We start from the raw sequence: 24,695 nt of genomic DNA, 5'->3' as shown, positions 1-24,695 counted from the left end.
TGCACCTAGACCGGCTCGCCGCGTACATCAAGGGGGGCCGCCCCTCAGGCGCAGCAAAGTCGTACCCAGGGTGCCGCAACCCTGCCATGCCTACTCGGTCCATCCCGGTGGAACTTACCGGGGCGATGTACTTCGCGACCGAGTCGCCCGTTTGGGGGGGAGGTAGGGCCTTCTACGACCCGCACGTGCCAGGGCGCGTGCTGGCCAGAGCACATCTGGTGACTGCCCAGCAGTTCGCCGACATCGCAGCCCAGGAGATGTACAGAGAGCCGGGCACTGACCTGGATTTGGGGGACGCGCTCACGCAAGGGCGAGCCGTGCTCGGGGGAGGCCGCTACGAGACGCTTGTGTGTGCCGGCCAAGTCGACGGTATGCCCATCCTGACCTTCACGGCGCCGTGGGGCATGGATGACGTTCAGTGGGTCGCTCCGTCCGCGGCCTACGTGCGCTTCCTGGCGTCAGGCTTGCTGTCTGCCGGTGCGTGGGATGCGGAAGCGGTCGCCTCGTACGTCGCGGCTTGCCCCGGCGCGGTTGGCCACTGGTCAGAGCAAGGCATTGCCGATCTGCTGAGTGAGGGGGCATGAGGCCCCCCGCCTCAGAGCCATTTGGCCATCCTGCGGCCAAGGGGGCGCTCAGGAGCCGGGCGCACGAGGAAAAACACCAGCTCACATGCCGTTTGTCGTGTCCTTACCCGGCGGCCTTGAAAACCGTCGTGGCAGCGATGTCACCGTGGGTTCAAATCCCACCGCCTCCGCGCGATGAGCACTGAGAAGGGCCCCTGACTTGGGTAGTCGGTCGGGGGCCTTTCGCATGCCTGGACCCCGGGGTTCGGCTCAGGCCCACGCAGAGGGGAGCGACCTCCGCGTACGCCGTCGGACTGCGTAGCCTCCGATGCCGGCCAGGGTCAGCACGATCCCGAGGCCCCCGAGCGTCGCCAATACCATCGGCACGGTGGAGTCCTCCAGCACTCGTCCCTGCACTCCGGAGGCCCCGACACTGCCCGACTGCTCGCTGAGGTGGAAACGCGAGTCGTTGGAGTTGTCCCGGTGGTCGCCCAGCAGGAACAACCGTCCGTCCGGCACCGTCACGTCGTACGGCCCGACCGCCGGGTTCTCTTCGCTGTCCGTCGCGTACGGCTCGTCGACCGGCTTCCCGTTCACCGAGACCCGGTTCCCCTCACCCGCCACGTGATCGCCCCCCATCCCGATGACCCGCCGCAGCATCGGTCCGAGTGGACTGTGCTCGGGCGCCTCGATGAGCAGGACGTCGCCCCGGTGTATTTCGCTCGGGTCGATCCGCTCCATGAACAGTCGATCGCCCTGGCGGTACGTGGGTCTCATCGAGTCACCCATGACCGTGACCATCTTGTAGTTCGCGAGCGTGTAGGCGATGGTCCCCACCAGGAGGGCCAACCCGAGTGGTGCCAACACCCAGGCCGCATCTCTCCACCTGCCGACTGCTCTTCGCTGCCGCATGATCTTCCCTCTTCGTGAACCGCCCGACGGCTGTGCGGGCCAGCAGAGGCTATGCGGCCTCGGGCTTTCGGCATGTCCTGGGCTGTGACAGGGCTGTGACCGGAAGTGTGGCTTCCGCCACCGTCGCGGGGCTTGTTCCCTGGTGGGGTGGGGTGATGAGAACCTCCCTGCCTCGCGCGGCCCTTGGGGCACTGGCCGCCGCCGTCCTGCTCGGTGCCTGTGGCACGCAGACCGCCGGGCCGGGCGGGGAGGGGGCGGGGGTGTGCGGAGCGGGGGCCGCCGGCGGGGGGCCGGATTCCGGTGCCGGTTCCGGGGCCGAGGCCGGGGCGTCGGCGCAGGACGGGGTGCGGGTCGTCGGGATGGTCGAGCAGGACCGTGGCGGCGCCTCCTCGTGTGTCGTGGCGTACTCGGTGACCAACCAGGAGGCCGAGCCCTTCACGTACACCATCACCTTCTCCCTGACCGGCGCAGAGGGAGGGGCGATGTCGAACACCGAGGAGACGGTGGCCTCCGTGGGGGCCGGCAGGACCGTGCGCCGCACCCTGGAGCCGGTGCCCGGTCACGCCGACGCCGGCGAGGTGCGGATCATCGACGTCAAGAGGGTGCCCTCGGACGAGGCGCCGGCGCCGGACGGCCCCTGCCCGTCGTCCGGGCTGCGCCTGACCGCCGACGACGGGGACGCGGCCATGGGGCTGCGTGTGGTGGGGCTGCGTCTGGAGAACTGCGGCAGCCGCCCGTACTCCCTCGACGGCTACCCGGCGCTCGGGCTGCTCGACGAGGACCACGAGCCGGTCGGGGGGATCGGGATCGTGCCCGGCGGGGAGGGCATCGCTCTGGTGGGCGGGTTCGACGACCCGCCGCGGCCGGTGACGCTGGACCCGGGCGAGGCCGCCGTCTCGGGGCTGATGTGGCGCAACACCACGGGTTCCGGCGAGCCGGTGGACGTGCCCTACGTCAGGGTCCGGGCCCTGCCCGGCGCCGACCCGGTGATGGTCGCGCCGGACCTCGACCTCGGAACCACGGGGAAGCTGGGCGTCAGCGCGTGGCGGAAGGACACAGCGAACGGAGCGTCGGCCCCGCCCCGGCCCTGACGCCCTCCTACAGCTCGAAGTCGCGGGCGAGTGCCGGCCAGTCGACGTCCCGAAGGGCGGGTTCCGCGGCGCAGGCGGACGGGACGTACGGGGTCGGCTGGAACCAGACGACGGTCAGTCCGGAGCGGTACAGGACCGGGTCGTTGGCCGGATCGAGGGCCGTGGAGGAGAAGAGCCCGACGCAGGCGACCGACGGCAGCACCTCGACCCGGCCGAAGGCGCCGGCGTACTGGTCCGGGTACTCGCGCGGCGGCGGCACCAGGTGGACCGGCGTGTTCGGGAAGGCGCGCTCGGCGGTGCCGAGGAGTGCCTTGATGCGCAGGTCGTTGACCGGTTTGCACGGGTAGCCCTCCAGCAGGCCGCCGTAGGTCGAGGTGAGGCGGAGTTCGGCGAGGTCGACGCTGCGGCCTGAGGCCAGGACGATCCGGGTCAGCGACATGGTGGGCACTTTAGGGCGGTGGTGCATGGGGGGCTTCCGGTTTTCGCGCGGGTGCCGCGTGCTCTCGCGCGGGCGCCGCGCGTGGGCCGTGCCGCCGGTCGTGGAGCGGGCGCGGTGCGGGTGGTGGCGCGCGGGGCGTGGCGTGGTGCGGGCGTGAAGCAGGGCGCGGTGCGGGTGGGGGGCTCGGGCCGTGGGGCGGTGCAGGTGGTGGGGCGGGCGTGGGGTGGCTCGGGTCATCGGGCGGTGCAGGTCGAGGGCGGTGCGGGTGTCGTGGCGGCGGTGCGGGTGCCTCGTGGGGTCAGGGGTGGTGGCCCGTCATCCGGGCCGCCGACGCGATCGTCGCGCGGGCCTCGCGTTCGGACAGGCCGGTGTTCAGTGCCGCGTCGACCAGCGGGTCCACGAGCGCGGGGCCGATGCCGTCCTCGTAGGCGCGGCAGGCCGCCCAGAACAGTCGGGTGTTGCGCTGGCCCTCGTGGGCGGCGAGGACGAACTGGACGAGGCCCTGGCCGTGTCCGCCGGCCGTCGGGGGCGCGGGCCGGTGTGCGCGGGGCGGGGGGACGAGCAGTCGCAGGAGGGCGGGCGGACAGGCGGCGGGGGCGAGGTGGGCGGTGCCCGGCGCGGTGGCGTACGTGCCGTGCCGGGTGCGTGAGCCGGGGCCGACGAGGTAGCCGCCGGCGCCCCGGATGTCGATGCCCGGGGCGAGGCGCCCGGCGGAGTTGGGGACGACGACGTCGGGCGGGCCGCTCAGCCAGAGGTGGCGGCCTCCGCTCGGGGTCAGGACGACCACCGTGGGCGGGATCGTGAACAGGTGCCGCAGGGCCAGTTCGCGCAGGGCGGCCGAGGAGTCGGTGCTCGACTTCGTGTCCAGGTCGACGCCGATCAGGTGGTGCGGGGGCAGTCCGCAGGCGATGCCGTAGCCGGTCGCCCAGGGTGCCGCGGCGAACAGCTCGCGGATGCGCACCGGGTCGGTGGAGGCGTCGTGGACCCCGTGGCCGAGGCGGCCGCACTCGCCGTGGCAGGGCGCGGCGCCGGGGTCGTCGCGGTGGGGGGACCGCAGGGCCGGGAGCTTCGTCCGGGACAGGGGGATGACGGCCAGCCCGCGTTCTGCGGCTGACAGGGCGTGTGCGAGGGCCAGCGTCGTGGCCTGCCGGTCGGTGGTGGCCATGCGTCCATGTTCGTACGTACGTTCGAAAAAGGGAAGGGGGGTCGTGCGCGGCGCGCCGGGGCCGGGGTGAGGGGCGGAAGGTGTGCCGGAACGCTTCACCCCTTGCGGCGCTTGGTGTCGAACTGTCCGTACTGCGCTGAGCCGGGGCGCAAGGGGTGCAAAGGGGTTTATCGACTTGTCCTCACGCTTGAGGGCGAATCGGGGCTTCCGGGGTGGTTCGCCGGGGATCCGTGGGCAACTCTGATCACGCGACGTCGTGCACAGCGTCGAGGCGGTCGGCCAACTGCCTTGGCACAGGTCCTGGTTCACGTACTTACGCGTTGTCGGCAGCATGCCGGTGCGCACCTGTTCTGGAGGAACACATGGCAAGCATCCGTACTGCCCGCGTCATCGCCGCCGTCGCCGCCCTCCCGCTCGCCGCCGCGCTCTTCAGCGGCGTCGCGACGGCGGACAACGGCGCCTTCGCGGACGACGGATCGAACGCGACGGCTGCCGAGGCCTCCGCCGGCATCATCGGTAGCGGCGTCGGCGACGACAACAACGGCAACTCGTCCACCACGCAGCAGCAGGCGGTCGGCTCCGGCGCCTCGAACCAGAGCAACACCGCGCAGGTCGACGGTTCCGCCTTCACGGCCATCAACCAGGGCAACGACAACACGTCCGTCACCTTCACCCCGCTGTGGTGGTGAGCTGAGGGACCGGTGCGCGGCGCTCCGGCGCCGGTCCCTCACCTTCTGTGCGGGTGTGCTTGATGGGGTCGTACGGCGTCCGGGCGGCGGTGCTTCGGCATCGTCGCCCGGACGTCCGTGCGTGTCCGGCCCCGTCCGGCGGGCCGGGGCCGGACCGCGGCCCCCAGGGGTGAACCCGTACTCCGCCTCCTCCGCTCGTCCACCTACAGGAGGTGCAGCCAGCCCCACCCCTACAACCTGAGGGGGACTCTGCTTCGGGACCTGCGGCCGATCCGCGGCAAGGCCCCCCGCTCATAGCGTTGAGCCATGACCACACCCGTCTGCACCAGCGCTTCGAACGCCGCTACAGCAGTGCCGCAGACCTTCCCGTACCCGTCGTTCTCGTCGTACGTGAAGGCCCGCCAGCCGGTGCTGCTGCGTACCGCCCGGTCGCTGACCGCGAACCCGAGCGACGCCGAGGACCTTCTGCAGACCGCGCTCACCAAGACGTACGTGGCCTGGGAGCGCATCGAGGACCACCGAGCCCTCGACGGCTATGTGCGCCGGGCGCTGCTGAACACCCGGACCTCGCAGTGGCGCAAGCGCAAGGTCGACGAGTTCGCCTGCGACGAGCTGCCCGAGCCGGAGCCCGCGCCGGGCGGTGACGACCCGGCGGAGCGCCAGGCGCTGCACGACGCGATGTGGAGGGCGATCACCAAGCTGCCGGCCCGGCAGCGGGCGATGGTCGTCCTGCGGTACTACGAGGACCTCAGCGAGGCTCAGACGGCCGAAGTGCTCGGGGTGTCCGTGGGCACGGTCAAGTCGGCGGTGTCCCGGGCGCTGGGCAAGCTCCGCGAGGACCCTGAGCTGGGACTTGTTCGGTAATGCGGTCTTCTGTGGCCGGCCGGTGACGAGCCCTGTCGGGCACCGAGCACTGATCGATCACCCGGGAGTAGTGACATACCGCGCGGTATGTGCGCAGAATCAGCGCAACCCTTACCGCCGCGTAGGCAATGTCGCCCCGGGAGGACACCGTGCTGAGCACGATGCAGGACGTACCACTGCTGATCTCGAGGATCCTGACCCACGGGTCGACGGTCCACGGCACCTCCCAGGTGACCACCTGGACCGGTGAGGGCGAGCCGCACCGCCGCACCTTCGCCGAGATCGGCGCCCGCGCCGCGCAGCTGGCGCACGCCCTGCGCGAGGACCTGGGCGTCGGCGACGACGAGCGCGTGGCGACCCTGATGTGGAACAACGCCGAGCACGTCGAGGCGTACTTCGCGATCCCCGCCATGGGATCGGTTCTGCACACCCTCAACCTCCGCCTTCCGGCCGAGCAGCTGGCCTGGATCGTGAACCACGCGGCCGACCGGGTCGTGATCGCCAACGGTTCCCTGCTCCCCCTGCTCGCCCCGCTGCTGCCGCACCTGAAGACGGTCGAGCACGTCGTCGTCTCGGGACCGGGCGACCGCTCCCTGCTCGACGGCGCCACCGCCCAGGTGCACGAGTACGAGGAGCTGATCGCCGGGAAGCCGGACTCCTACGACTGGCCCGAGCTGGACGAGCGGTCCGCCGCCGCCATGTGCTACACCTCCGGCACCACCGGCGACCCCAAGGGCGTGGTCTACAGCCACCGCTCCATCTACCTGCACTCCATGCAGGTCAACATGGCCCAGTCGATGGGCCTGACCGACGAGGACACCTCGCTCGTCGTCGTCCCCCAGTTCCACGTCAACGCCTGGGGCCTGCCGCACGCCACCTTCATGACCGGCGTGAACATGCTGATGCCGGACCGCTTCCTCCAGCCCGCCCCCCTCGCCGAGATGATCGAGGGCGAGAAGCCGACCCACGCCGCCGCCGTCCCCACCATCTGGCAGGGCCTGCTCGCCGAGCTGACCGCCCGGCCCCGGGACGTCACGTCCCTCACCCAGGTCACCATCGGCGGCTCCGCCTGCCCGCGCTCCCTGATGGAGGCGTTCGACAAGCTGGGCATGCGGGTCTGCCACGCCTGGGGCATGACCGAGACCTCCCCGCTCGGCACGGTCGCCCGGCCCCCGGCCCACGCGGTCGGCACGGACGAGGAGCTCGCCTACCGCCTCACCCAGGGCCGTTTCCCGGCCGGCGTCGAGGCCCGCCTCACCGGCCCCGGCGGCGAACGCCTCCCCTGGGACGGCGAGTCGGCGGGCGAGCTGGAGGTGCGCGGCGCCTGGATCGCGGGCGCCTACTACAACGGCCCCGACGCCGAGCCGCTGCGCCCCGCCGACAAGTTCAGCGAGGACGGCTGGCTGAAGACGGGAGACGTCGGGACGATCTCCCCCGACGGGTTCCTCACCCTCACCGACCGGGCCAAGGACGTCATCAAGTCCGGCGGCGAGTGGATCTCGTCCGTCGAGCTGGAGAACGCGCTGATGTCCCACCCGGACGTCGCCGAGGCGGCCGTGGTCGCCGTCCCCGACGACAAGTGGGGCGAGCGCCCGCTGGCCACCGTCGTCCTGCGCGAGGGCGCCGCCGCCGACTTCGCCTCGCTGCGCACCTTCCTCGCGGAGGAGTGCAGGATCGCCAGGTGGCAGCTTCCGGAGCGCTGGACGGTCATCGAGTCGGTGCCGAAGACGAGCGTCGGGAAGTTCGACAAGAAGGTGCTGCGCAGGCAGTACGCCGACGGCGAGCTGGACGTCACCCGGCTCTGACCGACGCGGACGACGCGCACCGGGCCGGGCGGGGGCGCCCGGCCCGGTGCGCCTTCGTGCTCACCGCTTCGGCACGGCCGTCGCGGCCCACCCCAGCAGCAGCCACGCACCCGCCACCGCGCAGACCCCGGCCCAGCCCCAGTGGCCGAAGGCGGGTCCGGCCAGGGCCGAGGCCAGGGCGCCGCCGGCGAACCCGGCCACGACGTAGGCCGTGTTGGCGGTGGCGGGCGTGGACGTGGTGGTCAGCGCGAGGGTCTGGTTGGCGACGTGGGAGGCGACCAGGGCCGCGTGCACCAGGACGGCCGCCGCGCACAGGGCCGCCATCACCTGCCCGCCCAGCCAGAACAGCGGCACCGACACGGCGGCGAGCAGATAGGCGGAACGTACGACCTTGGCCGCGCCGAAGCGGTCGACCAGTCCGCCGGCGAGGGGCGCGACGGCACTCGACGCGAGCCCGAACAGGCCGAACAGCCCGGCCGCGGCGGTGGACATGCCGTAGCCGTCGCCGCCGTGCCCCGTCAGCAGCAGGGCGAGCGAGGTCCACAGGGCGCTCCAGGCGCCGTACATCCCGGCCTGGCGCACGCACGCGCGCCACAGGTCGGGGGAGCGCCGCACGACGGACGGCAGCGCGGCGAGACCCGCGAGGAGCGGGCCGCTGCGGCGCCGCCGCTCGACGGGGAGCACGAAGGCGGTCGCCAGGCCGAGGGCGGCGGTCAGCACGGCCGCGCCCACGAACACCACCCGCCAGCCGAAGGCCTGCCCGATCAGGCCGCCGAGCACCCGGGCCGCGACCACGCCGGTGAACAGCCCGGCGATGACGGCGGCGACATGGCGGGCGCGGCGGTCGGCGGGGGCGCGCTCGGCGACCAGCGGGACGAGCAGCTGCGGGACGACGGTCGCGACCGAGGCGATCAGTACGGCGCCGGCGAGCGCGCCGGTCCCGGCCGCCGCCGCCCCGGCGACCAGGGCCGCGGCGGCGACCAGCGAGAGGACGGCGACCAGGCGCCGCCGGTTCACGCTGTCGCCGAGCGGGGCGAAGAAGAGCAGGCCGGCCGCGTAACCGAGCTGGGCGACCGAGGCGAGCCAGGCCACGGCCGAGGGCGTGGAGCCGAAGTCGTCGGCGATGAGGGGGAGCAGCGGGGCCGCGAGGTAGATGTTGGCGGCGGTCACCGCGGTGCAGACCGCGATCAGGGGGAGGAAGAGCCGGGAGCGGGCGGAAGGCCGCTCTCCGGCGGGCGCGTCGTGGCTGTCGCGCGGGAGCCTGGTGACTGCTGACGGTGACGGTGACGGTGACGGCATGGGCGGGGCGACTCCTTCGAGCGCACGCTAACAACTAACTGGTTGGTTGGAACAACTGCACGAGTCTGCTCGCGCATTCCCGGTGGCGTCAACCAAATAGTTGGTTACTTACCCGGCTACCCTGTCCCCATGGCAGCTAGGGACCCCGAGGCCACCAAGGCCCGGATCTTCGAGGCGGCGGTCGCCGAGTTCTCCGCACACGGCATCGCGGGCGCCCGTATCGACCGCATCGCGGCCGAGGCGAAGGCCAACAAGCAGCTCATCTACGCCTACTACGGCAACAAGGGCGAGCTGTTCGCGTCCGTCCTCGAGAAGAAGATGCTCGACCTGGCGATCTCCGTCCCCGTCGACCCGGACGACATCGAGGGGTGGATTGACCGCCTCCTGGACTACCACTCCGCCCACCCGGAGCTGCTGCGCCTCCTCTTCTGGGAGGGCATGGAGTACGGCACCGCGGAGCTGCCCCACGAGGCCGAACGCCAGGAGCACTACGCCCGCAAGGTCGCCGCCGTGCGGGACGGGCAGGCACGCGGCGTGATCACGGACGCCATCCCGGCGCCCGACCTCCTCTTCCTGCTGGTCGCGATGGCCAACTGGGCGATGGTCGTCCCCCAGATGAAACGCATCCTGGTCGGCGGCGGCGAACCGGACGCCGACCGCCTGCGCGCCTCGATCAAGGCAGCGGCCCGCAGGATCGTCGCCCTGCCCTAGGGGTCGGGTGATCCCGGGGGTCTCCTCTTCGCTTCAGGGGGCGACGGCTTCGGCTCAGGGGCGGCGGCGCGCCGCTCCTTGTCGGACGTGGGCGCGCTGGACGGAAGTCGAGCAGTCACGGGAGCACGCGAGGTTGCGGTGGCGGCCGTTGGCGAACCGGCGGAACCACACTTCGTCGTGCGCGCGGGACACCAAGTCGCGGATGCTGTGGCGCGGTTCGGGTCTGTTTGCGACGGCGTTGAGATGGTCGGTGACGACGGGCCAGATCCCAGGTGACGAGTCGCCGGTGCTGAGCGGGGCCTTGTGCCGGTAGGCACCGGTGGCGACCTGGATGGCGACGGCCCGGGCGATACCGCGGGCCGTCGTCTCGTCGTGCTCGGCGAGGGCCGGCACTGTGATCTCACGGCCTCGGGCTTCGCCGCGTCCGCTCACGGAGAGCCAGTGGACTCGCCCACCGACGGCTCGGGCCGGCTCCACTGAGACCTGCCCACTCCTCCCTGCGAAGCCTGTGCTGCGCAGGCCGTCACCACCTGGCGCATCCGGCTCCCCGCCCCGTGAACGGGCGTCAGCCCCGCCTTACAGGCATGGACGGTCGTCCGGGCTGGTTCTCGGCTTCGGCGTGCAGGCTGCGAAGGACGGGCACAGCGCAGAAGCCGCTCGCAGTGAGCGTCAGTTGGTTCCGATGCGTGCCAGCAGGTCGACGATCCGGGACTGGACCTCGCCGCTGGTGGAGCGCTCCGCCAGGAACAGGACGGTCTCGCCGGAGGCCAGCCGGGGCAGGTCCGCCTGGTCGACGGCGGCGGTGTAGACGACCAGGGGGGTGCGGTTGAGCCGGCCGTTCGCGCGCAGCCAGTCGATGATCCCGGCGGATCCGGCCTGCTGCCGCTGCACCTGGAGCAGGTCCATCACGACCAGGTTCGGCCGGAACTGCCCCGCCAGCGTCACCGCGTCCGCGTCGCTCGCCGCCCGTGCCACCTGCATCCCGCGCCGCTCCAGCGTCGCGGTCAGCGCCAGCGCGATCTCCGCGTGCTCCTCGATCAGCAGGACGCGCGGCGGGTGCTGCTCGCTGTCGCGCGGGGCGAGCGCCTTCAGCAGGACGGCGGGGTCGGCGCCGTACGCGGCGTCGCGCGACGCCTGCCCGAGCCCGGCCGTGACGAGTACCGGCACCTCGGCCGCGACCGCGGCCTGCCGCAGCGACTGCAGGGCCGTACGGGTGATCGGCCCGGTCAGCGGGTCCACGAACAGCGCGGCGGGGAACGCCGCGATCTGCGCGTCGACCTCCTCGCGCGAGTGCACGATCACCGGCCGGTAGCCGCGGTCGCTCAGTGCCTGCTGCGTGGAGACGTCCGGCGCGGGCCACACCAGCAGCCGGCGCGGGTTGTCCAGCGGCTCCGGCGGCAGCTCGTCGTCCATCGGCTGCGGACGCGGCGGATCCGCCACCTCCACGGCGCCGCCCGGACCGTCCAGCGGCTCGGGCCCCTCGGCGGCGTTCTCGTCCGGCGCGCCTATGGCGTACGACCGCCCGGCGCCCTCGGTCCCCGGCGCGCGCCGGGGCTGGCCGCCGGCCAGGGAGGGCTGGGGCGCGGGTTGCGGCTGAGCCTGGGGACGGCTCTGCGGCTGCTTGGGTACGGGCGGCTGCTCGGTCGCCGGATGCGGACGGGCCCCCTGCTCGGGGTGCGCGGCGGCCGGGTCGGGCGGCGTGCCCAGCTTGCGGCGCCGGCCCGAGCCGCCCGGCTGGTGCGGCGCGGGTGTGGCCGACGGCTGCTGCACCTGGAGCGCCTGCCGGTCGAACGGCACGCCCTGGCCCAGCGTCCGCACACTGAACGCCCGTCCCTGCGTCGAGTTCGGGTCCACCGGGGCCCCGGCCTCCGCGGGCAGGGGCTGCGCGATCCGCGGAGCGTTCTCCGGCGGCAGCGGTGTCCCGCGGCCCGGGGTGGGGGCGGCCGCCGGAACGCCCTGCGGAGGCGTCGGAGTGGCCGGAGCCGGCGGGGCGTCCGGGCCGGCCGTCGGCGTCGGCGTCGGCGTCGGCGTCGGGGCCGCGGTGCCGGGTGCGGGTACGGCGTTCGCGGTGCCGTCCGGCGGTACGGGGGTGCCGGCGCCCGGAGTGTCACCGGCGGCACCGGCGGCGGGCCAGGGCTGCGGTGCCGGGGCGGCCTGGTCCTGGCGCGGCGGCTGCGGCTGCGGCGATGCCGGAGGCTGGGGCGGGGCGGCCTGGACCGGCCGGCCCGGGGCGGCGACCGGCTGAGCGGCGGCGCCCTGCGGCGGCACGGCGGGGCTGTGCGCGGGCATCGCGGCCCCCGGCAGCGGACCGGCCTGGGCGGGGATCTGCCGGCCGGGCGCCGGGGCCGTCTCCGCGGGAGCCGGCTGGGCCACGGCCCGGCGGCGGCGTCCCGTCGGCGCGTTCGCGGGGTGCGGCTGCGGCGGGGTGTGGTCGCCGGACTGGTCGAGCGGCACGGCGTCGTGCCGCCCGTCGTCGACCAGGGCGTCACCGGCGGCGGCGGGGGCGGGGACCTGGACGTGTCCCGCGGGCGCCTGGCCTGTGGGCACCTGGCTCGTGGACGCCTCCTGCGCCTCGGCGGGCGCGGGAACCATGACGCCCCCGGGGCCCTCGGACGCGGACGCCCCCGTCCCGTCGGCGTCGTCGGACGGCCGGTCCGCCTCGGCGGGAGGCAGGGCGAACACCTGACGCGGTGCCGCCTCCTGCGCCGCCGCACGCTCGTTCGCGGAGGCCAGGGCACGCCGCCGGCGCCCGGTCGGCTGCGACGCCTCGGCCGGGTCCGTTCCGGTGGACTGCGCGGGCAGCGCCGGCGGCAGCGCGTGCTGCTCCCCGGCGGCACGCCGCGCCCGCCGCCCGGTGGGTGCGGGCACGCCCTGGGCCGATGCGGGCACGCCCTGCGGCGGCACGGTCCCGCCCAGTCCGGTGTTGGAGGCCGCGGCGCCCGCGGCGTGCTCGGCGGCCGTGACGACGGCGCCCTCGGCCACGTCCGCCGCAGCGTCCGGCGCCGCTCCCGTGACGGGGCCGGCCACCGGGTTCTCGACCGGGTTCGGTGCCGCTTCGGCGCCCGCGACCTCCGCGGGCCGCCCGCGCCTGCGCCCGGTGCCGCCGGACGCCTCGGCCGGCGTCTGCGCCGGAACCGGTGCCGGCGCCTGCGCCTGCGCCGCACGCCTCCTGCGCCGCCCGGTCGGGACGGCGCCCTCGGACTCCTCGGCCCCGTCGTCCGCGGCGCGGGCCGCACCCGCGACCTCGCTCTCCAGGAAGGCGTCGACGGAGGGCCGCCGGGCGCGTCGCCGGCCACCGCTGCCGGGACCGGGCTCGATGGCCACGGCACCGTCCGGGGCCGGCTCGGGGGCCACCGGTGCCGCGGTCTCCTCGGCCCCGGCGACCGGGACGTCGGCGGCGACGGTCCCCGCCCCGCCACCGATCGGGACCTCCAGGACGTACGCGCTGCCGCTCATGCCCGGCACCTCGTGCGTCTGCAGCACGCCGCCGTGCGCCCGCACGATCCCGCGCACGATCGGCTCGTGCACCGGGTCTCCCCCGGAGTACGGCCCGCGCACCTCGATGCGCACGACCTCGCCGCGCTGCGCCGCCGCGACCACGACGGTGTTGTCCAGGTAACCGCCCGCCGACGTGGGCGTGTTGCCGGTGGCGTCGACGCCGGCCACGTCCGCGACGAGATGCGCCAGAGCGGTCGCCAGCAGCCTGGGGTCGACCTCGGCCTCGATCGGCGGCGCGTGCACGGCGAACTGCACCCGCCCCGGCCCGATCAGCTCGACGGCCCCGTCGACACCGGCGGCGACGACGGCGTCGAGCATCACCTTGGTCCGGGAGACGTCGTCGGTGCCGACGTCGAGGCGCTGGTACCCGAGGACGTTGTCGATGAGGGTGGTGATGCGCGAGTAACCCGCCGACAGATGGTGCAGCACCTGGTTGGCCTCGGGCCACAGCTGCCCGGCGTCGTCCGCGGCCAGCGCCGACAGCTCGCGGCGCAGCTCCTCCAGCGGCCCGCGCAGCGACGTCTCCAGCAGGGTGAGCAGCTGCTCGTGCCGGGCGGCGAGCGCCTCGTACCGGTCCTTCTCCCGCTCGCCGAGCGCGGCGTAGCGGTCCTCGTGGGCGGCGAGCTCCTCGGCGTGCTTCTCGCCCAGCTCCTCCAGGTCGGTGACGTGCTGCTGGCGCAGCGCGGTCAGCTCGGAGGCGTGCTCCTCGGCGAGCCGCTCCACCTCTTCGGCGTGCCGCTTCTCCGCGTCCTCCCGCTCCTTGACGAGCGCGTCGTAGGGCCGCCGGTCGGTGAAGGTCATCACGGCGCCGACGAGCTGGTCGCCGTCGCGCACGGGCGCGGTCGTCAGGTCGACCGGCACCTTGTCGCCGCTCTTGGAGAACAGCACCTGCCCGCGCACCCGGTGCTTGCGCCCGGAGCGGAGCGTGTCGGCGAGCGGGGACTCGTCGTACGGGAAGGGCGAGCCGTCGGCGCGCGAGTGCAGCACCAGGGTGTGCAGCTCGCGCCCGCCGAGGTCGCTGGCCCGGTAGCCCAGGATCTGGGCGGCGGCCGGGTTGACGAGCACGATCCGCCCGTCGGTGTCCGTGCCGACGACGCCCTCGGCCGCCGCCCGCAGGATCATCTCCGTCTGCCGCTGCGAACGCGCCAGCTCGGCCTCGGTGTCGACGGTGCCGGACAGGTCGCGGACGACGAGCATCAGCAGCTCGTCGCCGGTGTAGCTGTAACTGTCGTAGGCCTGCTGGCCGTTCTCCAGGTTGGCGCTGGTGACCTCGACGGGGAACTCGGAGCCGTCCGTCCGCCGGGCGATCATCCGCGTCGGCTTGGTGCGCGCCCGCGGGTCGATGTGGTCCGGTCGCCTCATGGACCCGGGGATCAGCCGCGAGTCGAACTGCGGCAGCAGGTCCAGCAGCCCGCGCCCGACCAGCGCGGTGCCCGGCGCCTCGAAGGCCTCCAGCGCGATGGTGTTCGCGTTGACGACGGTGCCGTTGGCGTTGACCAGGACCAACGCGTCGGGCAGGGCGTCCAGTATGGCTGCGAGGCGAGCAGCGCCTCGGGATGGCCTGCTGCTCACGAGACGCTTCCCTCCTGATTACCGCACTTGCCGACCGCCTGAGCCATCTTGCCAACCGGCTCGTGGCGGTGTCACGCGAGGGAGTCTAAGGGCTGGGGGTGTCCGCGCGGCGTCGGATGGCTGGGAGGTCGCACGAGGAAGTGACGTAGAACGTGTGACCGGGTACCGCCTACCACCGCCCCGGCGACCGCAGATCGGGCAGCAGCGGCACCAGGCGGTCCCAGCGGTCGATCCGGCAGCCGTCGCGGCGGTCGAACGTCGCGTCCACGGAGCGTCCGGCCCAGGTGCCGGTGACGTGCGCGGTCGCCGGTCCGCCGTACTTCATGGTGCACACGGTGCCCTCGGGGGCCGGCGCGAAGACGTCCTGCCCCCACCGCGTGCTCCGCTCGACCGCGGCGCAGGCGCCCGCCGGGTCGGGGTGGCTGCCGCCGCTGGGCCGGCAGTACAGCTCGTACGTCCCGTCCGCGCCGTCCCCGGCGTTCCGGACGGTGACGGTCAGGTGATCGCCGCCGCGGTCCTCGTCCCGGACCGGCGGTGGCGCGAGGGTGCCGGCGACGGGGCCGGGGCCGGTGGCGACGGGGGCGGCCGCGGCCGGGGGTGCGGCGGCGAGCGAGGCGAAGGCGGCGGCGGACACGGCGGCGGCGGCGAGAAAGCGGGTGACCTGGAACATGACCTGACTAACGCGCCGGCGCGCAGGATGTTGCGCCACCACGCCGTAAGGGCTTTGCTCTGTGGCCCGCCCGCCTAGTACCGTAGGGGGCGATTGGTGACACGGCACTCGGCTGTGTCATCATCGGCACGCACCGCTCGCGCTCGCCCGCGAGAGGTGATGTTGTCTGGAGGCGTCGCCTAGTCCGGTCTATGGCGCCGCACTGCTAATGCGGTTTGGGCCTTAAAGCCCATCGAGGGTTCAAATCCCTCCGCCTCCGCACCGATCATCGAAGCCCCGGCCCTCCCGGCCGGGGCTTCGCTGTTGTCCGGGTCCGGTTCCGGGTCCCACGCTCGGGGGCCGGCGGTGCGTTTCCGCAGGTCACAAGGGGTCCGCCAATCGGATTTCACATGTCGGCGGCAGTCATGTAATGTTCTTCCTGTCGCCGCGAGCGGGCCGAAAGGACCGGGAGCGGCGGGAAAACAGAAAAGACAAGCACTCGTAGCTTAACGGATAGAGCATCTGACTACGGATCAGAAGGTTGCAGGTTCGAATCCTGCCGAGTGCGCACGGAACAGAGGCCCCGGAGAGATCCGGGGCCTCTTTCGTCGTGGGCGTCATTCGCCCCGGCAGTGTTCTTCCAGGTATCCCGCCGCCAGCGCGCTCGCGCGGCTGAACCAGTCGTGCAGGATGGCGATTTCCTCCGCGGAGTAGTCGGCGAACAGGGCGTCCATCCGGGTGTAGTACGGCGCGTAGATCTCCTGCATGCGGGCGAGCGCGGTCGGTTCGGCCGCCACGCGGACGCGGCGCCGGTCCGCCGGGTCGGGGCGGCGGGTGAGGTAGCCGGCGCGTTCGAGGCGGTTGAGGATCCCGGTCATCGCGCCCGTCGTGACGTGGGCGCGCTCCGCCAGCTCGCCGGCGGTGAGCAGGTCGTCGCCCGCCTCGATGACGAAGGCGAAGCAGGTGAGGTCGGTGACGTTGAGGCCGGCCTGCTGGGCGATCTCCTGCTGGCCGACCAGATGGGTCGCGATCAGGTGGTTCATCGCCGTCAGCGCCTGCTCCGGGGTGGCCGCCGGACGCGGCTTGGCTCGCACTTTCCCGGTTTCCTTACTTCCTAAGAGGTTTTCACGCTAAATTGCTCACGCCGTGAGAGATTCTCGGGGGCGAGGGGGAGTGACGTGAGCGCACATCAGTATGACCACGGGCACACGGTCGCGGGATGGACCGGAGTCGCGATCGCCGCCGTCGGCACGTCCCTGGTGGGGCTGGCCGTGTGTACGTCGTCGGTGGCGGCGCTGGTGGCCGGACTCGGGATCGACGCGGTGGCCCTGCTCGTCACCTGGGTCCTGCACCTCATCGGCTGGGGCAAGCCCCCGGGGCGGCGGCCCCGGGCGCAGTGGCCGATGCGGGTGCGGGACGACGGCGCGCGGCAGGGGCACGGAGGGTGCCTCGGGTGCCGGCTGGCCGGGCGGGGCAGGCGCAGGGAGCTGGTCGGCGCCGAGGTGGAGACCGCGAAGGCCCTGGGGTGACGCGGCCGGCACCTGCCGCGTGGACGTCCGGCGCGTGGGCGTTGTCGGTGGCCGCCTCTACGCTCGTCGGTGATGGCACAGGCATGGAGGTGCTCGGGGCTGCGCTGGTCGGCGGACGGTCCCGTGCTGGCGTGGGTCGGGGGACGGCGCAGCGCGCTGTCCTGGGGGAAGCGGGTGGCCTTCGGGGTCGCCGAGGGGGGTGTGCGGACCTGTGTGGGAGCACGGGGACACGCGTGCCCGCTGGGGGCGGCCGTGCCGGGGCGGAGCACGGGGGCACGGTGCGAGGAGTGTGCGCGGCTGAACCGGGCGCACTCCGTCGCCGCCGACACGATCGCCGACGACCCCCGGCCGTACCACGTGTATCTGGCGTGGTTCGGCCCCGGCATGGCCAAGGTCGGGATCACCGCCGTCGAGCGGGGGACGGCCCGGCTGCTGGAGCAGGGCGCGGTCTGCTTCAGCTGGCTGGGCAGTGGCCCGCTGATGGCCGCGCGGCGCACCGAGGAGCTGCTGCGCGCCGCGCTCGGGGTGCCCGATCGGATTCCGTACACCCACAAGCGCGCGGTGCGGGCCGTGCTGCCCGTGACGGAGGCGGAGCGGGCGGCCGAGCTCGGGGAGCTGCACGCGCGTGCGGTGTCGCTCGGCAACTGGCCGGAGTCGCTCCGGCCGGAACCCTTCCGGGCCGTGGACCACGCGCGTGTCTTCGGACTCGCGGGCCCGCCCGGCGGGCCGGCCGCCGTCGGGGAGGTGGCCGAGCTGGTGGCGGGCGGTGCGGTCAGCGGTGCGCTGGTGGCGGCCGCCGGGCCGGACCTCCATCTGGCGACCGAGCGCGGGGTCCTCGTCCTCGACACCCGGCTGATGACCGGCTGGGAGCTGCTGCCCGCCGGGGGCGACCGGTGTGACGTGCCGGTGCGGGCGTTCAGGGAGGCGGCCGGGGTCCAGGACGGGCTGTTCTGAAGGGGGGTGCCGGTTCGCGCAAGGTGGTGGACCCGGTCCGCGGGCGGGACCGATGGTGGGTGCCATGAGTGATCACCACATGGTTCCCGCCGTCGCGGGCGACGGCGACGGCGGCGTCGACCGGTCCGGCCTCGCCGATCAGTCCGACCTGGCCGACCGGTCCGCCGAGTCCGCGGAGGTCCGGCGTTTCTGGCAGCGGCTCGGCCTGCCCGGGCTCATGGACGTGCACACGCACTTCATGCCCGAGCGCGTGCTGCGCAAGGTCTGGAGCTACTTCGACGCACTGGGCCCGCTGACCGGCGGCGTCGAGTGGCCGATCACCTACCGGGCGCAGGAGGACGAACGCGCCCGGCTCCTGCGCGACTTCGGCGTGCGCGCCTTCACGGCCATGCTCTACCCGCACAAGCCGGGCATGGCCCAGTGGCTCAACGGCTGGGCGGCGGACTTCGCCCGCCGGACGCCCGACTGCCTGCACACCTCCACGCTGTTCCCGGAACCGGGCGTCGAGGCGTACGTCCGCGGGGCCGTGGAGGCGGGGGCCCGCGTCTTCAAGGCGCACGTGCAGGTGGGGGCGTACGACCCGGCCGACGAGCTGCTGGACGGGGCGTGGGGGCTGCTCGCCGAGGCGGGGATCCCGGTGGTGATCCACTGCGGTTCCGGACCGGCGCCGGGCAAGCACACCGGACCCGAGCCGGTCGCGCGGGTGCTGGCCCGCCACCCCCGGCTGCGGCTGGTCGTCGCCCACATGGGGATGCCCGAGTACGAGGACTTCCTCTCTCTCGCCGAGCGGTACGGCGAGGTACGGCTGGACACGACCATGGCGTTCACCGACTTCAGCGAGCGCCTCGCGCCGTTCCCCCGGCGGGCCCTGCCCCGGCTGGCCGGTCTCGGCGACCGGATCCTGCTCGGCTCGGACTTCCCCAACATCCCCTACCCCTACCTGCATCAGCTGCGCGCGCTGGAACGGCTGGAGCTGGGGGACGAGTGGCTGCGGGGCGTGTGCCACCACAACGCGGCCCGGCTGTTCGGGCTGCCGGGGCACTGAGCAGCTTCGCCGGTCCCGTGAGGTTTCTCGTCCCGTGAGGTTTCTCAGAGAAATCACAGCTTCGCGAAAGGGCTCTCTCAGAGCGTCCCGACACCGTGTCCGGTATGACCACGACCTCGCCCCAGGGGCGCACCGAACTGCTGAGGCCGGACGGGAGCCCCGTCCGAGTGCTTGTGGTGGACGACGAGCTGTCGATCACCGAACTGCTGTCCATGGCCCTGCGCTACGAGGGCTGGCAGATCCGCAGTGCGGGGGACGGGCACGGTGCCGTCCGCACCGCGCGCGAGTTCCGGCCCGACGCCGTCGTCCTGGACATGATGCTGCCCGACATGGACGGGCTGAGCGTGCTCGGGCGGCTGCGCCGCGAGCTGCCCGACGTGCCGGTGCTGTTCCTGACCGCCAAGGACGCGGTCGAGGACCGGATCGCCGGGCTGACCGCCGGCGGGGACGACTACGTCACCAAGCCGTTCAGCCTGGAGGAGGTCGTCGCCCGGCTGCGCGGGCTGATCCGCCGGTCCGGCGCGGCCGACCGCCGCTCCGACTCCGTCCTCGTCGTGGGTGACCTCACCCTCGACGAGGACAGCCACGAGGTCACCCGCGGCGGCGACAGCATCCATCTGACCGCCACCGAGTTCGAGCTGCTGCGCTTCCTGATGCGCAACCCGCGCCGGGTGCTGAGCAAGGCGCAGATCCTGGACCGGGTGTGGTCGTACGACTTCGGCGGGCAGGCCAACGTCGTCGAGCTGTACATCTCGTACCTGCGCCGGAAGATCGACGCGGGGCGGGAGCCGATGATCCACACCCGGCGCGGTGCCGGGTACCTGATCAAGCCCGCGGTGTCATGACCGTACGACGACGGCCGCGGACCCTGCGGACGCGGCTCGTCGTCGCGTCGGTGGCGCTGATCGCCATGGTCTGCGCGGTGATCGGCACGGTGACGACGCTGGCGCTGCGGTCGCATCTGTACGAGCAGTTGGACGGGCAGCTCAAGGACGTGTCGATGCGGGCCGTGGGCGGCCCCGCGGCCGGCCGGCCGGACCCGAACCCGCTGGACGGCCATGACCCGCTCGAATTCGTCGTCAAGGGCCCGCAGGAGATCGGCACCCTCGCGGCGACCGTCGTGAACGGCGAGGCCACCCAGGGTGTCGTCAGCAAGGGGAAGAGCGAGAACGGGGTCCCGACGACCGAGGGCGTCCTCCTCGACGACACCCAGCTGGCCGCTCTCACCGCCGTCCCCAGGGACCGCGAGCCGCACGCCGTGGACATCCCCGGGCTGGGCGAGTACCTCGTCCGGTACGAGAGCGGACGGGAGGGGGAGTTCTACGTCGCCCTCCCGACGAAGGACACCGAGAGCATCATCAGCACGCTGATCCTCGTCGAGTTCAGCGTCACCGTCGCCGGCCTGGTCGCCGCCTCCCTCGCCGGGACCGTCATCGTCGGCGTCGCCACCCGCCCCCTGCGCAGGGTCGCCGCCACCGCCACCCGCGTCTCCGAACTCCCCCTGCACAGCGGCGAGGTGAACCTCGACGAGCGGGTCCCGGAGTCCGAGTGCGACCCGCACACCGAGGTCGGCCGGGTCGGTGCCGCGCTCAACCGGATGCTGGACCACGTGCACGGGGCCCTGCACGCCCGGCAGCGCAGCGAGACGCGGGTACGGCAGTTCGTCGCGGACGCCAGCCACGAGCTGCGCACCCCGCTCGCCTCCATCCGCGGGTACGCCGAGCTGACCAGACGCGGCCGGGAACGGGTCGGCCCCGACACCCGGCACGCGCTGGGCCGGATCGAGTCCGAGGCCGGGCGCATGACCCTCCTCGTCGAGGACCTGCTCCTGCTCGCCCGCCTGGACGCCGGCCGCCCCCTGCAGTTCGAGCGGACCGACCTCGTACCGCTCGTCGTGGACACCGTCAGCGACGCCCGCGCGGCCGGCCTCGGCCACAACTGGCGGCTCGACCTGCCCGACGAGCCGGCGCTCGTGTCGGCGGACGCGGCCCGGCTCCAGCAGGTCCTCGTCAACCTGCTCGGCAACGCCCGCAACCACACCCCGCCCGGTACGACCGTCACCGCGCGCGTGCGGCGGAGCGGGCCGTGGGTGTGCGTGGACGTCGAGGACAACGGGCCGGGCATTCCGCCGGAGCTGCTCCCGCACGTCTTCGAACGGTTCGCGCGCGGCGACTCCGCACGCTCGCGCGCCACCGGCTCGACCGGGCTGGGGCTCGCCATCGTGCAGGCCGTGGCGGCCGCGCACGGCGGTGCCGTGACCGTCGACAGCGTGCCCGGACGGACGGTGTTCACCGTGCACCTGCCCGCGCCGCCGGCCGAAGCGGGCCGTCAGGTCCACTCACAGGCACAGCACAGCCTGACCACACGGGTGCGACAGGGGAGTTGAGAAGAGTCGGTCCCATGCGAACCGACTCTTCTCCCGGCACCCTGCCGGCGCGGGAGCACCTCCCGGCCACAGGAGCCGGTACCCCTGTCCTGGACGTCGTGGTCCCCGTTCACAACGAGGAGAAGGACCTGGGGCCGTGCGTGCTGAGACTGCACGAGCACCTCACGCGCACGTTCCCGTACGCGTTCCGCATCACGATCGCGGACAACGCCTCCACGGACGCCACCCCGGAGGTGGCCGCGCGGCTGGCGGACCGGCTCGCCGAGGTCACGTCCTTCCGGCTGGAGCAGAAGGGCCGCGGCCGGGCCCTCGGGACCGTCTGGTCGGCCTCGGACGCCCCGGTCCTCGCCTACATGGACGTGGACCTGTCCACCGACCTCAACGCGCTGCTGCCGCTGGTGGCCCCGCTGATCTCCGGCCACTCCGACCTCGCGATCGGCTCCCGGCTCTCCCGCAGCTCCCGGGTCGTGCGCGGTGCCAAGCGGGAGTTCATCTCCCGCTCCTACAACCTCATCCTGCGCGGCTCGCTGCAGGCCCGCTTCTCCGACGCCCAGTGCGGCTTCAAGGCGATACGCGCGGACGTGGCCCGGGTGCTGCTGCCGCTGGTGGAGGACACCGGCTGGTTCTTCGACACCGAGATGCTGGTGCTGGCCGAGCGCGCCGGCCTGCGGATCCACGAGGTGCCGGTCGACTGGGTCGACGACCCCGACTCCACCGTGCACATCGTGAAGACGGCGACCGACGACCTCAAGGGCGTGTGGCGGGTCGGCAAGGCCCTGGCCACCGGCTCGCTGCCACTGGACCGGCTGGCCCGGCCGTTCGGCGACGACCCGCGCGACCGCGACATCAAGGACGTGCCGCACGGCCTGGCCCGCCAGCTCGTCGGCTTCTGCGTCGTCGGCGTCCTGTCGACCCTGTTCTACCTGCTGCTGTACAGCGGCTTCCGCCTCTTCGCCGGTTCGCAGGCCGCCAACGCCCTCGCCCTGCTGGTCTCGGCGGTCGCCAACACCGCGGCCAACCGGCGGCTGACCTTCGGGGTGCGCGGTCGGGGCGGTGCCGTACGCCACCAGGCGCAGGGCCTGGTGGTCTTCGCCATCGGGCTCGCCCTGACCAGCGGCTCGCTCGCCGCCCTGAACGCGGCGACGGCCGATCCCGCCCACTCCACCGAACTGGCGGTGCTGGTCGCCGCCAATCTCGCGGCCACCGTGCTGCGTTTCCTGCTCTTCCGGGCCTGGGTGTTCCCGGACGCGCCACCGCGGCCGGCCCACCCCGCCGGCACCGACCCGAGGAACCGACGATGACGACGCACCACACCCCGGCGACCCACACGCGCGACGCGCCCGCCGCCTGGGGTCCGCCCCCCGAATCCCCTCCCGTGCCCCGGCGGCCGCTCGCCCGGAGACTGTGGCGGGGCCGCCCCGAGGACCCCCGCTGGGCGCGCCCGGCCCTCCTCGGCCTGCTGCTGGCCACGGCGGCGCTCTACCTCTACGGCCTGAGCGCCTCCGGCTACGCCAACTCCTTCTACTCGGCGGCCGTCCAGGCGGGCAGCCGGTCCTGGAAGGCGTTCTTCTTCGGCTCGCTCGACGCCGGCAACGCCATCACCGTCGACAAGCCCCCGGCCGCGCTGTGGCCGATGGCGCTGGCGGTGCGGATCTTCGGACTGTCGTCCTGGTCGATCCTCGTCCCCGAGGTGCTGATGGGCGTCGCGACGGTCGCCGTCGTGTACGCGGCCGTACGGCGCCGGTTCGGGCCCGGGGCCGGTCTGACCGCCGGTGCCGTGCTGGCGCTCACGCCCGTCGCGGCGCTGATGTTCCGGTTCAACAACCCGGACGCCCTGCTCGCGCTGCTGATGTCCCTGGCCTGCTACCTCGTCGTCCGCGCACTGGAGGACGGGCGGACCAAGTGGCTGGTGTGGGCGGGCGTGGCGATCGGCCTCGCGTTCCTTGCGAAGACCCTCCAGGCGTTCCTGATCCTGCCCGCCCTGGCCCTCGTCTACGGTGTCTGCGCCCCGGTGCGCCTGCGCAAGAGGCTGGGCCAGCTCGCCCTGGCCACCCTCGCGCTGGTCGTCTCCGGCGGCTGGTGGGTGGCCGTGGTGGAGCTGTGGCCGGCGTCGTCCCGGCCGTACGTCGGCGGCTCGCAGAACAACAGCTTCCTGGAGCTGACCTTCGGCTACAACGGCCTGGGCCGGCTCAACGGCGAGGAGACCGGCAGCGTCGGCGGCGGTGGCGGCGGCATGGGCGGCGGCGGACAGTGGGGCGAGACCGGCTGGGACCGGATGTTCAACTCCGAGGTCGGCGGCCAGATCTCCTGGCTGCTCCCGGCCGCCCTGATCCTGCTGGTCGCGGGGCTGGTCGCCACGCGCCGGGCCCACCGGACCGACGTGGCCCGCGGGTCCTTCCTGGTCTGGGGCGGCGCACTGCTCATGACCGCCGCCGTCTTCAGCTGCATGGCGGGCATCTTCCACCAGTACTACACGGTCGCCCTGGCCCCCTACCTGGCGGCCGTGGTCGGCATGGGCGCGGCGGTGCTCTGGGAGCGGCGCGGGCGGACCTGGGCCGCGCTCGCCCTCGCCGCCGCCGTCACGGCGACCGCAGTGTGGGGCTACGTCCTGCTGGGCCGCACACCCGACTACCTGCCCTGGCTCAAGTGGCTGGTCCTGGTCGGCGGGCTGGTCGCGGCCCTCGGCCTGGTCTTCACGGGCCGGCTGGGGCGGCGGATCGCGCCGGCCGTGGCGGGGCTCGCCGTGGTGGCGTCGCTGGCCGGGCCGACGGCGTACACCCTCAGCACCGTCCAGGTGGGGCACAGCGGCTCCATCGTCACCGCCGGTCCGTCCGGCGCGAGCATGATGGGCGGCGGCGGACCGGGCGGCGGCCCCGGGGGAGGTGGCTTCCCGGGCGGCGGCGACCAGCAGGGGCAGGGGCCCGGCGGTAACCAGGGCGGTCAGAACCAGGGCGGGCCTGGCGCCGGTGGCCTCCCGGGCGGGGGCGGACTCCCCGGCGGGAGCCCGCAGGGCCAGGGCCTCCCCGGCGGCGGTCAGCCCGGCGAGGGTGGCCGGACGGGCGGCGGTGGCGGCATGGGCGGCCTGCTCAACGGCGCCGAGGTCGGCTCCGAGGCCCGCGAGCTGCTGGAGGCCGACGCCGACCGGTACACCTGGGTCGCGGCGGCGATCGGCTCCCAGAACGCCGCGAGTTACCAGCTCGGCACCGGTGAGCCGGTGATGGCGATCGGCGGCTTCAACGGCACGGACCCCTCGCCCACGCTCGCCCAGTTCAAGAAGTACGTGGAGGACGGCAGGATCCACTACTTCATCGCGGGCGGCGGCATGGGAGGCGGCGGCGGTGGATCCGGCACCGCGGCGCAGATCAGCTCCTGGGTCGAGGCCAACTTCAAGGAGGTCACGGCCGGTTCGGCCACGTTCTACGACCTCACGCAGCCGGCCGACGCCGGCTGACGGACCGCCGGAGGAGGGCGGTGGCCTGGAGCTGCCGCCCTCCTTCCATGCCTGCCCGGCTGCCTTGTACACC

21 protein-coding genes and 2 tRNA genes are annotated in these 24,695 nt (G+C 73.6%); 15 read left to right on the top strand and 8 right to left on the bottom strand.

Annotated elements, in window-relative coordinates; translation table 11 throughout:
* Positions 1 to 218 precede the first annotated feature (218 nt).
* Positions 219 to 584: a hypothetical protein gene (locus H0H10_RS40795; protein ID WP_306420983.1), complete on the top strand. Its 366-nt coding sequence runs from the start codon at positions 219 to 221 to the stop codon at positions 582 to 584.
* A 249-nt stretch (positions 585 to 833) separates the two neighbouring features.
* Here H0H10_RS40795 and lepB read toward each other — a convergent pair whose 3' ends face one another.
* Positions 834 to 1,430 carry a signal peptidase I gene (gene lepB, locus H0H10_RS30770; RefSeq protein WP_309141930.1) on the bottom strand — a complete coding sequence of 199 codons (597 nt, stop codon included), beginning with the start codon at positions 1,428 to 1,430 and terminating at the stop codon, positions 834 to 836.
* Positions 1,431 to 1,630: 200 nt separating this feature from the next.
* On the opposite strand from lepB, the gene H0H10_RS30765 reads away from it, so the two are divergent.
* Positions 1,631 to 2,566 (top strand): DUF4232 domain-containing protein, encoded by a 936-nt coding sequence (locus tag H0H10_RS30765; RefSeq protein WP_188184416.1) that lies wholly within the window; start codon positions 1,631 to 1,633, stop codon positions 2,564 to 2,566.
* Between the two features lie 7 nt (positions 2,567 to 2,573).
* Here H0H10_RS30765 and H0H10_RS30760 read toward each other — a convergent pair whose 3' ends face one another.
* Both H0H10_RS30760 and H0H10_RS30755 read right to left on the bottom strand, forming a co-directional pair.
* Entirely contained in the window at positions 2,574 to 3,032 is a 459-nt protein-coding gene (locus tag H0H10_RS30760; RefSeq protein WP_188184415.1) for a hypothetical protein, read from the bottom strand.
* A gap of 271 nt (positions 3,033 to 3,303) precedes the next feature.
* Positions 3,304 to 4,170: a bifunctional DNA primase/polymerase gene (locus H0H10_RS30755; protein WP_188184414.1), complete on the bottom strand. Its 867-nt coding sequence runs from the start codon at positions 4,168 to 4,170 to the stop codon at positions 3,304 to 3,306.
* Positions 4,171 to 4,532: 362 nt separating this feature from the next.
* On the opposite strand from H0H10_RS30755, the gene H0H10_RS30750 reads away from it, so the two are divergent.
* The 3 genes from H0H10_RS30750 to H0H10_RS30740 all read left to right on the top strand — a co-directional run bounded on the left by H0H10_RS30750 (position 4,533) and on the right by H0H10_RS30740 (position 7,528).
* Complete coding sequence (locus H0H10_RS30750) at positions 4,533 to 4,859, top strand: hypothetical protein (RefSeq protein ID WP_188184413.1); 327 nt, start codon at positions 4,533 to 4,535, stop codon at positions 4,857 to 4,859.
* A gap of 306 nt (positions 4,860 to 5,165) precedes the next feature.
* Positions 5,166 to 5,723, top strand: a complete 558-nt coding sequence (locus tag H0H10_RS30745) for a SigE family RNA polymerase sigma factor (protein WP_188184412.1) — start codon at positions 5,166 to 5,168, stop codon at positions 5,721 to 5,723.
* Positions 5,724 to 5,851: 128 nt separating this feature from the next.
* Positions 5,852 to 7,528: a long-chain fatty acid--CoA ligase gene (locus tag H0H10_RS30740; protein WP_188184411.1), complete on the top strand. Its 1,677-nt coding sequence runs from the start codon at positions 5,852 to 5,854 to the stop codon at positions 7,526 to 7,528.
* A 60-nt stretch (positions 7,529 to 7,588) separates the two neighbouring features.
* Here H0H10_RS30740 and H0H10_RS30735 read toward each other — a convergent pair whose 3' ends face one another.
* Positions 7,589 to 8,827, bottom strand: coding sequence for an MFS transporter (locus H0H10_RS30735; protein ID WP_188184410.1), 1,239 nt, complete (start codon positions 8,825 to 8,827; stop codon positions 7,589 to 7,591).
* A gap of 129 nt (positions 8,828 to 8,956) precedes the next feature.
* On the opposite strand from H0H10_RS30735, the gene H0H10_RS30730 reads away from it, so the two are divergent.
* Positions 8,957 to 9,538 carry a TetR/AcrR family transcriptional regulator gene (locus H0H10_RS30730; RefSeq protein ID WP_188184409.1) on the top strand — a complete coding sequence of 194 codons (582 nt, stop codon included), beginning with the start codon at positions 8,957 to 8,959 and terminating at the stop codon, positions 9,536 to 9,538.
* Between the two features lie 54 nt (positions 9,539 to 9,592).
* Here H0H10_RS30730 and H0H10_RS30725 read toward each other — a convergent pair whose 3' ends face one another.
* The 3 genes from H0H10_RS30725 to H0H10_RS30715 all read right to left on the bottom strand — a co-directional run bounded on the left by H0H10_RS30725 (position 9,593) and on the right by H0H10_RS30715 (position 15,278).
* Positions 9,593 to 9,970: a hypothetical protein gene (locus H0H10_RS30725; protein ID WP_188184408.1), complete on the bottom strand. Its 378-nt coding sequence runs from the start codon at positions 9,968 to 9,970 to the stop codon at positions 9,593 to 9,595.
* Positions 9,971 to 10,207: 237 nt separating this feature from the next.
* Positions 10,208 to 14,608 carry a PAS domain-containing protein gene (locus H0H10_RS30720; RefSeq protein WP_188184407.1) on the bottom strand — a complete coding sequence of 1,467 codons (4,401 nt, stop codon included), beginning with the start codon at positions 14,606 to 14,608 and terminating at the stop codon, positions 10,208 to 10,210.
* A gap of 169 nt (positions 14,609 to 14,777) precedes the next feature.
* Positions 14,778 to 15,278: an SSI family serine proteinase inhibitor gene (locus H0H10_RS30715; RefSeq protein WP_188184406.1), complete on the bottom strand. Its 501-nt coding sequence runs from the start codon at positions 15,276 to 15,278 to the stop codon at positions 14,778 to 14,780.
* 168 nt (positions 15,279 to 15,446) lie between these two features.
* Between H0H10_RS30715 and H0H10_RS30710 the strand changes: the two genes are divergently transcribed.
* Positions 15,447 to 15,537 (top strand) — tRNA-Ser (locus H0H10_RS30710).
* Between the two features lie 215 nt (positions 15,538 to 15,752).
* Positions 15,753 to 15,825: transfer RNA gene (locus H0H10_RS30705), tRNA-Arg, on the top strand.
* A 49-nt stretch (positions 15,826 to 15,874) separates the two neighbouring features.
* Here the strand turns inward: H0H10_RS30705 and H0H10_RS30700 are convergent.
* Complete coding sequence (locus H0H10_RS30700) at positions 15,875 to 16,351, bottom strand: MarR family winged helix-turn-helix transcriptional regulator (RefSeq protein WP_188184405.1); 477 nt, start codon at positions 16,349 to 16,351, stop codon at positions 15,875 to 15,877.
* A gap of 84 nt (positions 16,352 to 16,435) precedes the next feature.
* Here H0H10_RS30700 and H0H10_RS30695 point away from each other — a divergent pair, with 84 nt between their 5' ends.
* From H0H10_RS30695 to H0H10_RS30665, 7 genes are all read left to right on the top strand, one after another.
* Positions 16,436 to 16,786, top strand: coding sequence for an HGxxPAAW family protein (locus H0H10_RS30695; RefSeq protein WP_188184404.1), 351 nt, complete (start codon positions 16,436 to 16,438; stop codon positions 16,784 to 16,786).
* A 72-nt stretch (positions 16,787 to 16,858) separates the two neighbouring features.
* The gene (locus tag H0H10_RS30690) at positions 16,859 to 17,740 is read left to right on the top strand and encodes a DUF2797 domain-containing protein (RefSeq protein WP_188184403.1); all 882 of its coding nucleotides are present in this window, start codon (positions 16,859 to 16,861) and stop codon (positions 17,738 to 17,740) included.
* Between the two features lie 217 nt (positions 17,741 to 17,957).
* The gene (locus H0H10_RS30685) at positions 17,958 to 18,785 is read left to right on the top strand and encodes an amidohydrolase family protein (protein WP_223180707.1); all 828 of its coding nucleotides are present in this window, start codon (positions 17,958 to 17,960) and stop codon (positions 18,783 to 18,785) included.
* Positions 18,786 to 18,889: 104 nt separating this feature from the next.
* Positions 18,890 to 19,630, top strand: coding sequence for a response regulator transcription factor (locus H0H10_RS30680; RefSeq protein WP_223180671.1), 741 nt, complete (start codon positions 18,890 to 18,892; stop codon positions 19,628 to 19,630).
* Positions 19,627 to 21,171, top strand: a complete 1,545-nt coding sequence (locus H0H10_RS30675) for a sensor histidine kinase (RefSeq protein ID WP_188184402.1) — start codon at positions 19,627 to 19,629, stop codon at positions 21,169 to 21,171. Before H0H10_RS30680 ends, H0H10_RS30675 begins: the two co-directional genes overlap by 4 nt.
* Before the next feature lie 14 nt (positions 21,172 to 21,185).
* On the top strand, positions 21,186 to 22,472 hold the full coding sequence (locus H0H10_RS30670; protein ID WP_188184401.1) for a bifunctional glycosyltransferase family 2/GtrA family protein: 1,287 nt from the start codon (positions 21,186 to 21,188) through the stop codon (positions 22,470 to 22,472).
* Positions 22,469 to 24,622: a glycosyltransferase family 39 protein gene (locus tag H0H10_RS30665; RefSeq protein WP_188184400.1), complete on the top strand. Its 2,154-nt coding sequence runs from the start codon at positions 22,469 to 22,471 to the stop codon at positions 24,620 to 24,622. Before H0H10_RS30670 ends, H0H10_RS30665 begins: the two co-directional genes overlap by 4 nt.
* Positions 24,623 to 24,695 lie beyond the last annotated feature (73 nt).

It is taken from the genome of Streptomyces griseicoloratus, from assembly GCF_014534645.1.
Taxonomy (GTDB): Bacteria; Actinomycetota; Actinomycetes; order Streptomycetales; family Streptomycetaceae; genus Streptomyces; species Streptomyces griseicoloratus.
Note: the sequence above shows the minus strand (reverse complement) of the source record. Positions and strands in the feature narration are given on the sequence as shown.

What these genes read in the sequence shown, in the direction of transcription:
- H0H10_RS30680 (WP_223180671.1), top strand. Translation starts at nt 18,890, where the DNA reads ATGACCACGACCTCGCCCCAGGGGCGCACCGAACTGCTGAGGCCGGAC.
- H0H10_RS30760 (WP_188184415.1), bottom strand. Translation starts at nt 3,032, where the DNA reads ATGCACCACCGCCCTAAAGTGCCCACCATGTCGCTGACCCGGATCGTC.
- H0H10_RS30670 (WP_188184401.1), top strand. Translation starts at nt 21,186, where the DNA reads ATGCGAACCGACTCTTCTCCCGGCACCCTGCCGGCGCGGGAGCACCTC.
- H0H10_RS30675 (WP_188184402.1), top strand. Translation starts at nt 19,627, where the DNA reads ATGACCGTACGACGACGGCCGCGGACCCTGCGGACGCGGCTCGTCGTC.
- H0H10_RS30745 (WP_188184412.1), top strand. Translation starts at nt 5,166, where the DNA reads ATGACCACACCCGTCTGCACCAGCGCTTCGAACGCCGCTACAGCAGTG.
- H0H10_RS30735 (WP_188184410.1), bottom strand. Translation starts at nt 8,827, where the DNA reads ATGCCGTCACCGTCACCGTCACCGTCAGCAGTCACCAGGCTCCCGCGC.
- H0H10_RS30755 (WP_188184414.1), bottom strand. Translation starts at nt 4,170, where the DNA reads ATGGCCACCACCGACCGGCAGGCCACGACGCTGGCCCTCGCACACGCC.
- H0H10_RS30730 (WP_188184409.1), top strand. Translation starts at nt 8,957, where the DNA reads ATGGCAGCTAGGGACCCCGAGGCCACCAAGGCCCGGATCTTCGAGGCG.
- H0H10_RS30750 (WP_188184413.1), top strand. Translation starts at nt 4,533, where the DNA reads ATGGCAAGCATCCGTACTGCCCGCGTCATCGCCGCCGTCGCCGCCCTC.
- H0H10_RS30665 (WP_188184400.1), top strand. Translation starts at nt 22,469, where the DNA reads ATGACGACGCACCACACCCCGGCGACCCACACGCGCGACGCGCCCGCC.
- H0H10_RS30685 (WP_223180707.1), top strand. Translation starts at nt 17,958, where the DNA reads ATGGACGTGCACACGCACTTCATGCCCGAGCGCGTGCTGCGCAAGGTC.
- H0H10_RS30765 (WP_188184416.1), top strand. Translation starts at nt 1,631, where the DNA reads ATGAGAACCTCCCTGCCTCGCGCGGCCCTTGGGGCACTGGCCGCCGCC.
- H0H10_RS30715 (WP_188184406.1), bottom strand. Translation starts at nt 15,278, where the DNA reads ATGTTCCAGGTCACCCGCTTTCTCGCCGCCGCCGCCGTGTCCGCCGCC.
- H0H10_RS30740 (WP_188184411.1), top strand. Translation starts at nt 5,852, where the DNA reads ATGTCGCCCCGGGAGGACACCGTGCTGAGCACGATGCAGGACGTACCA.
- H0H10_RS30690 (WP_188184403.1), top strand. Translation starts at nt 16,859, where the DNA reads ATGGCACAGGCATGGAGGTGCTCGGGGCTGCGCTGGTCGGCGGACGGT.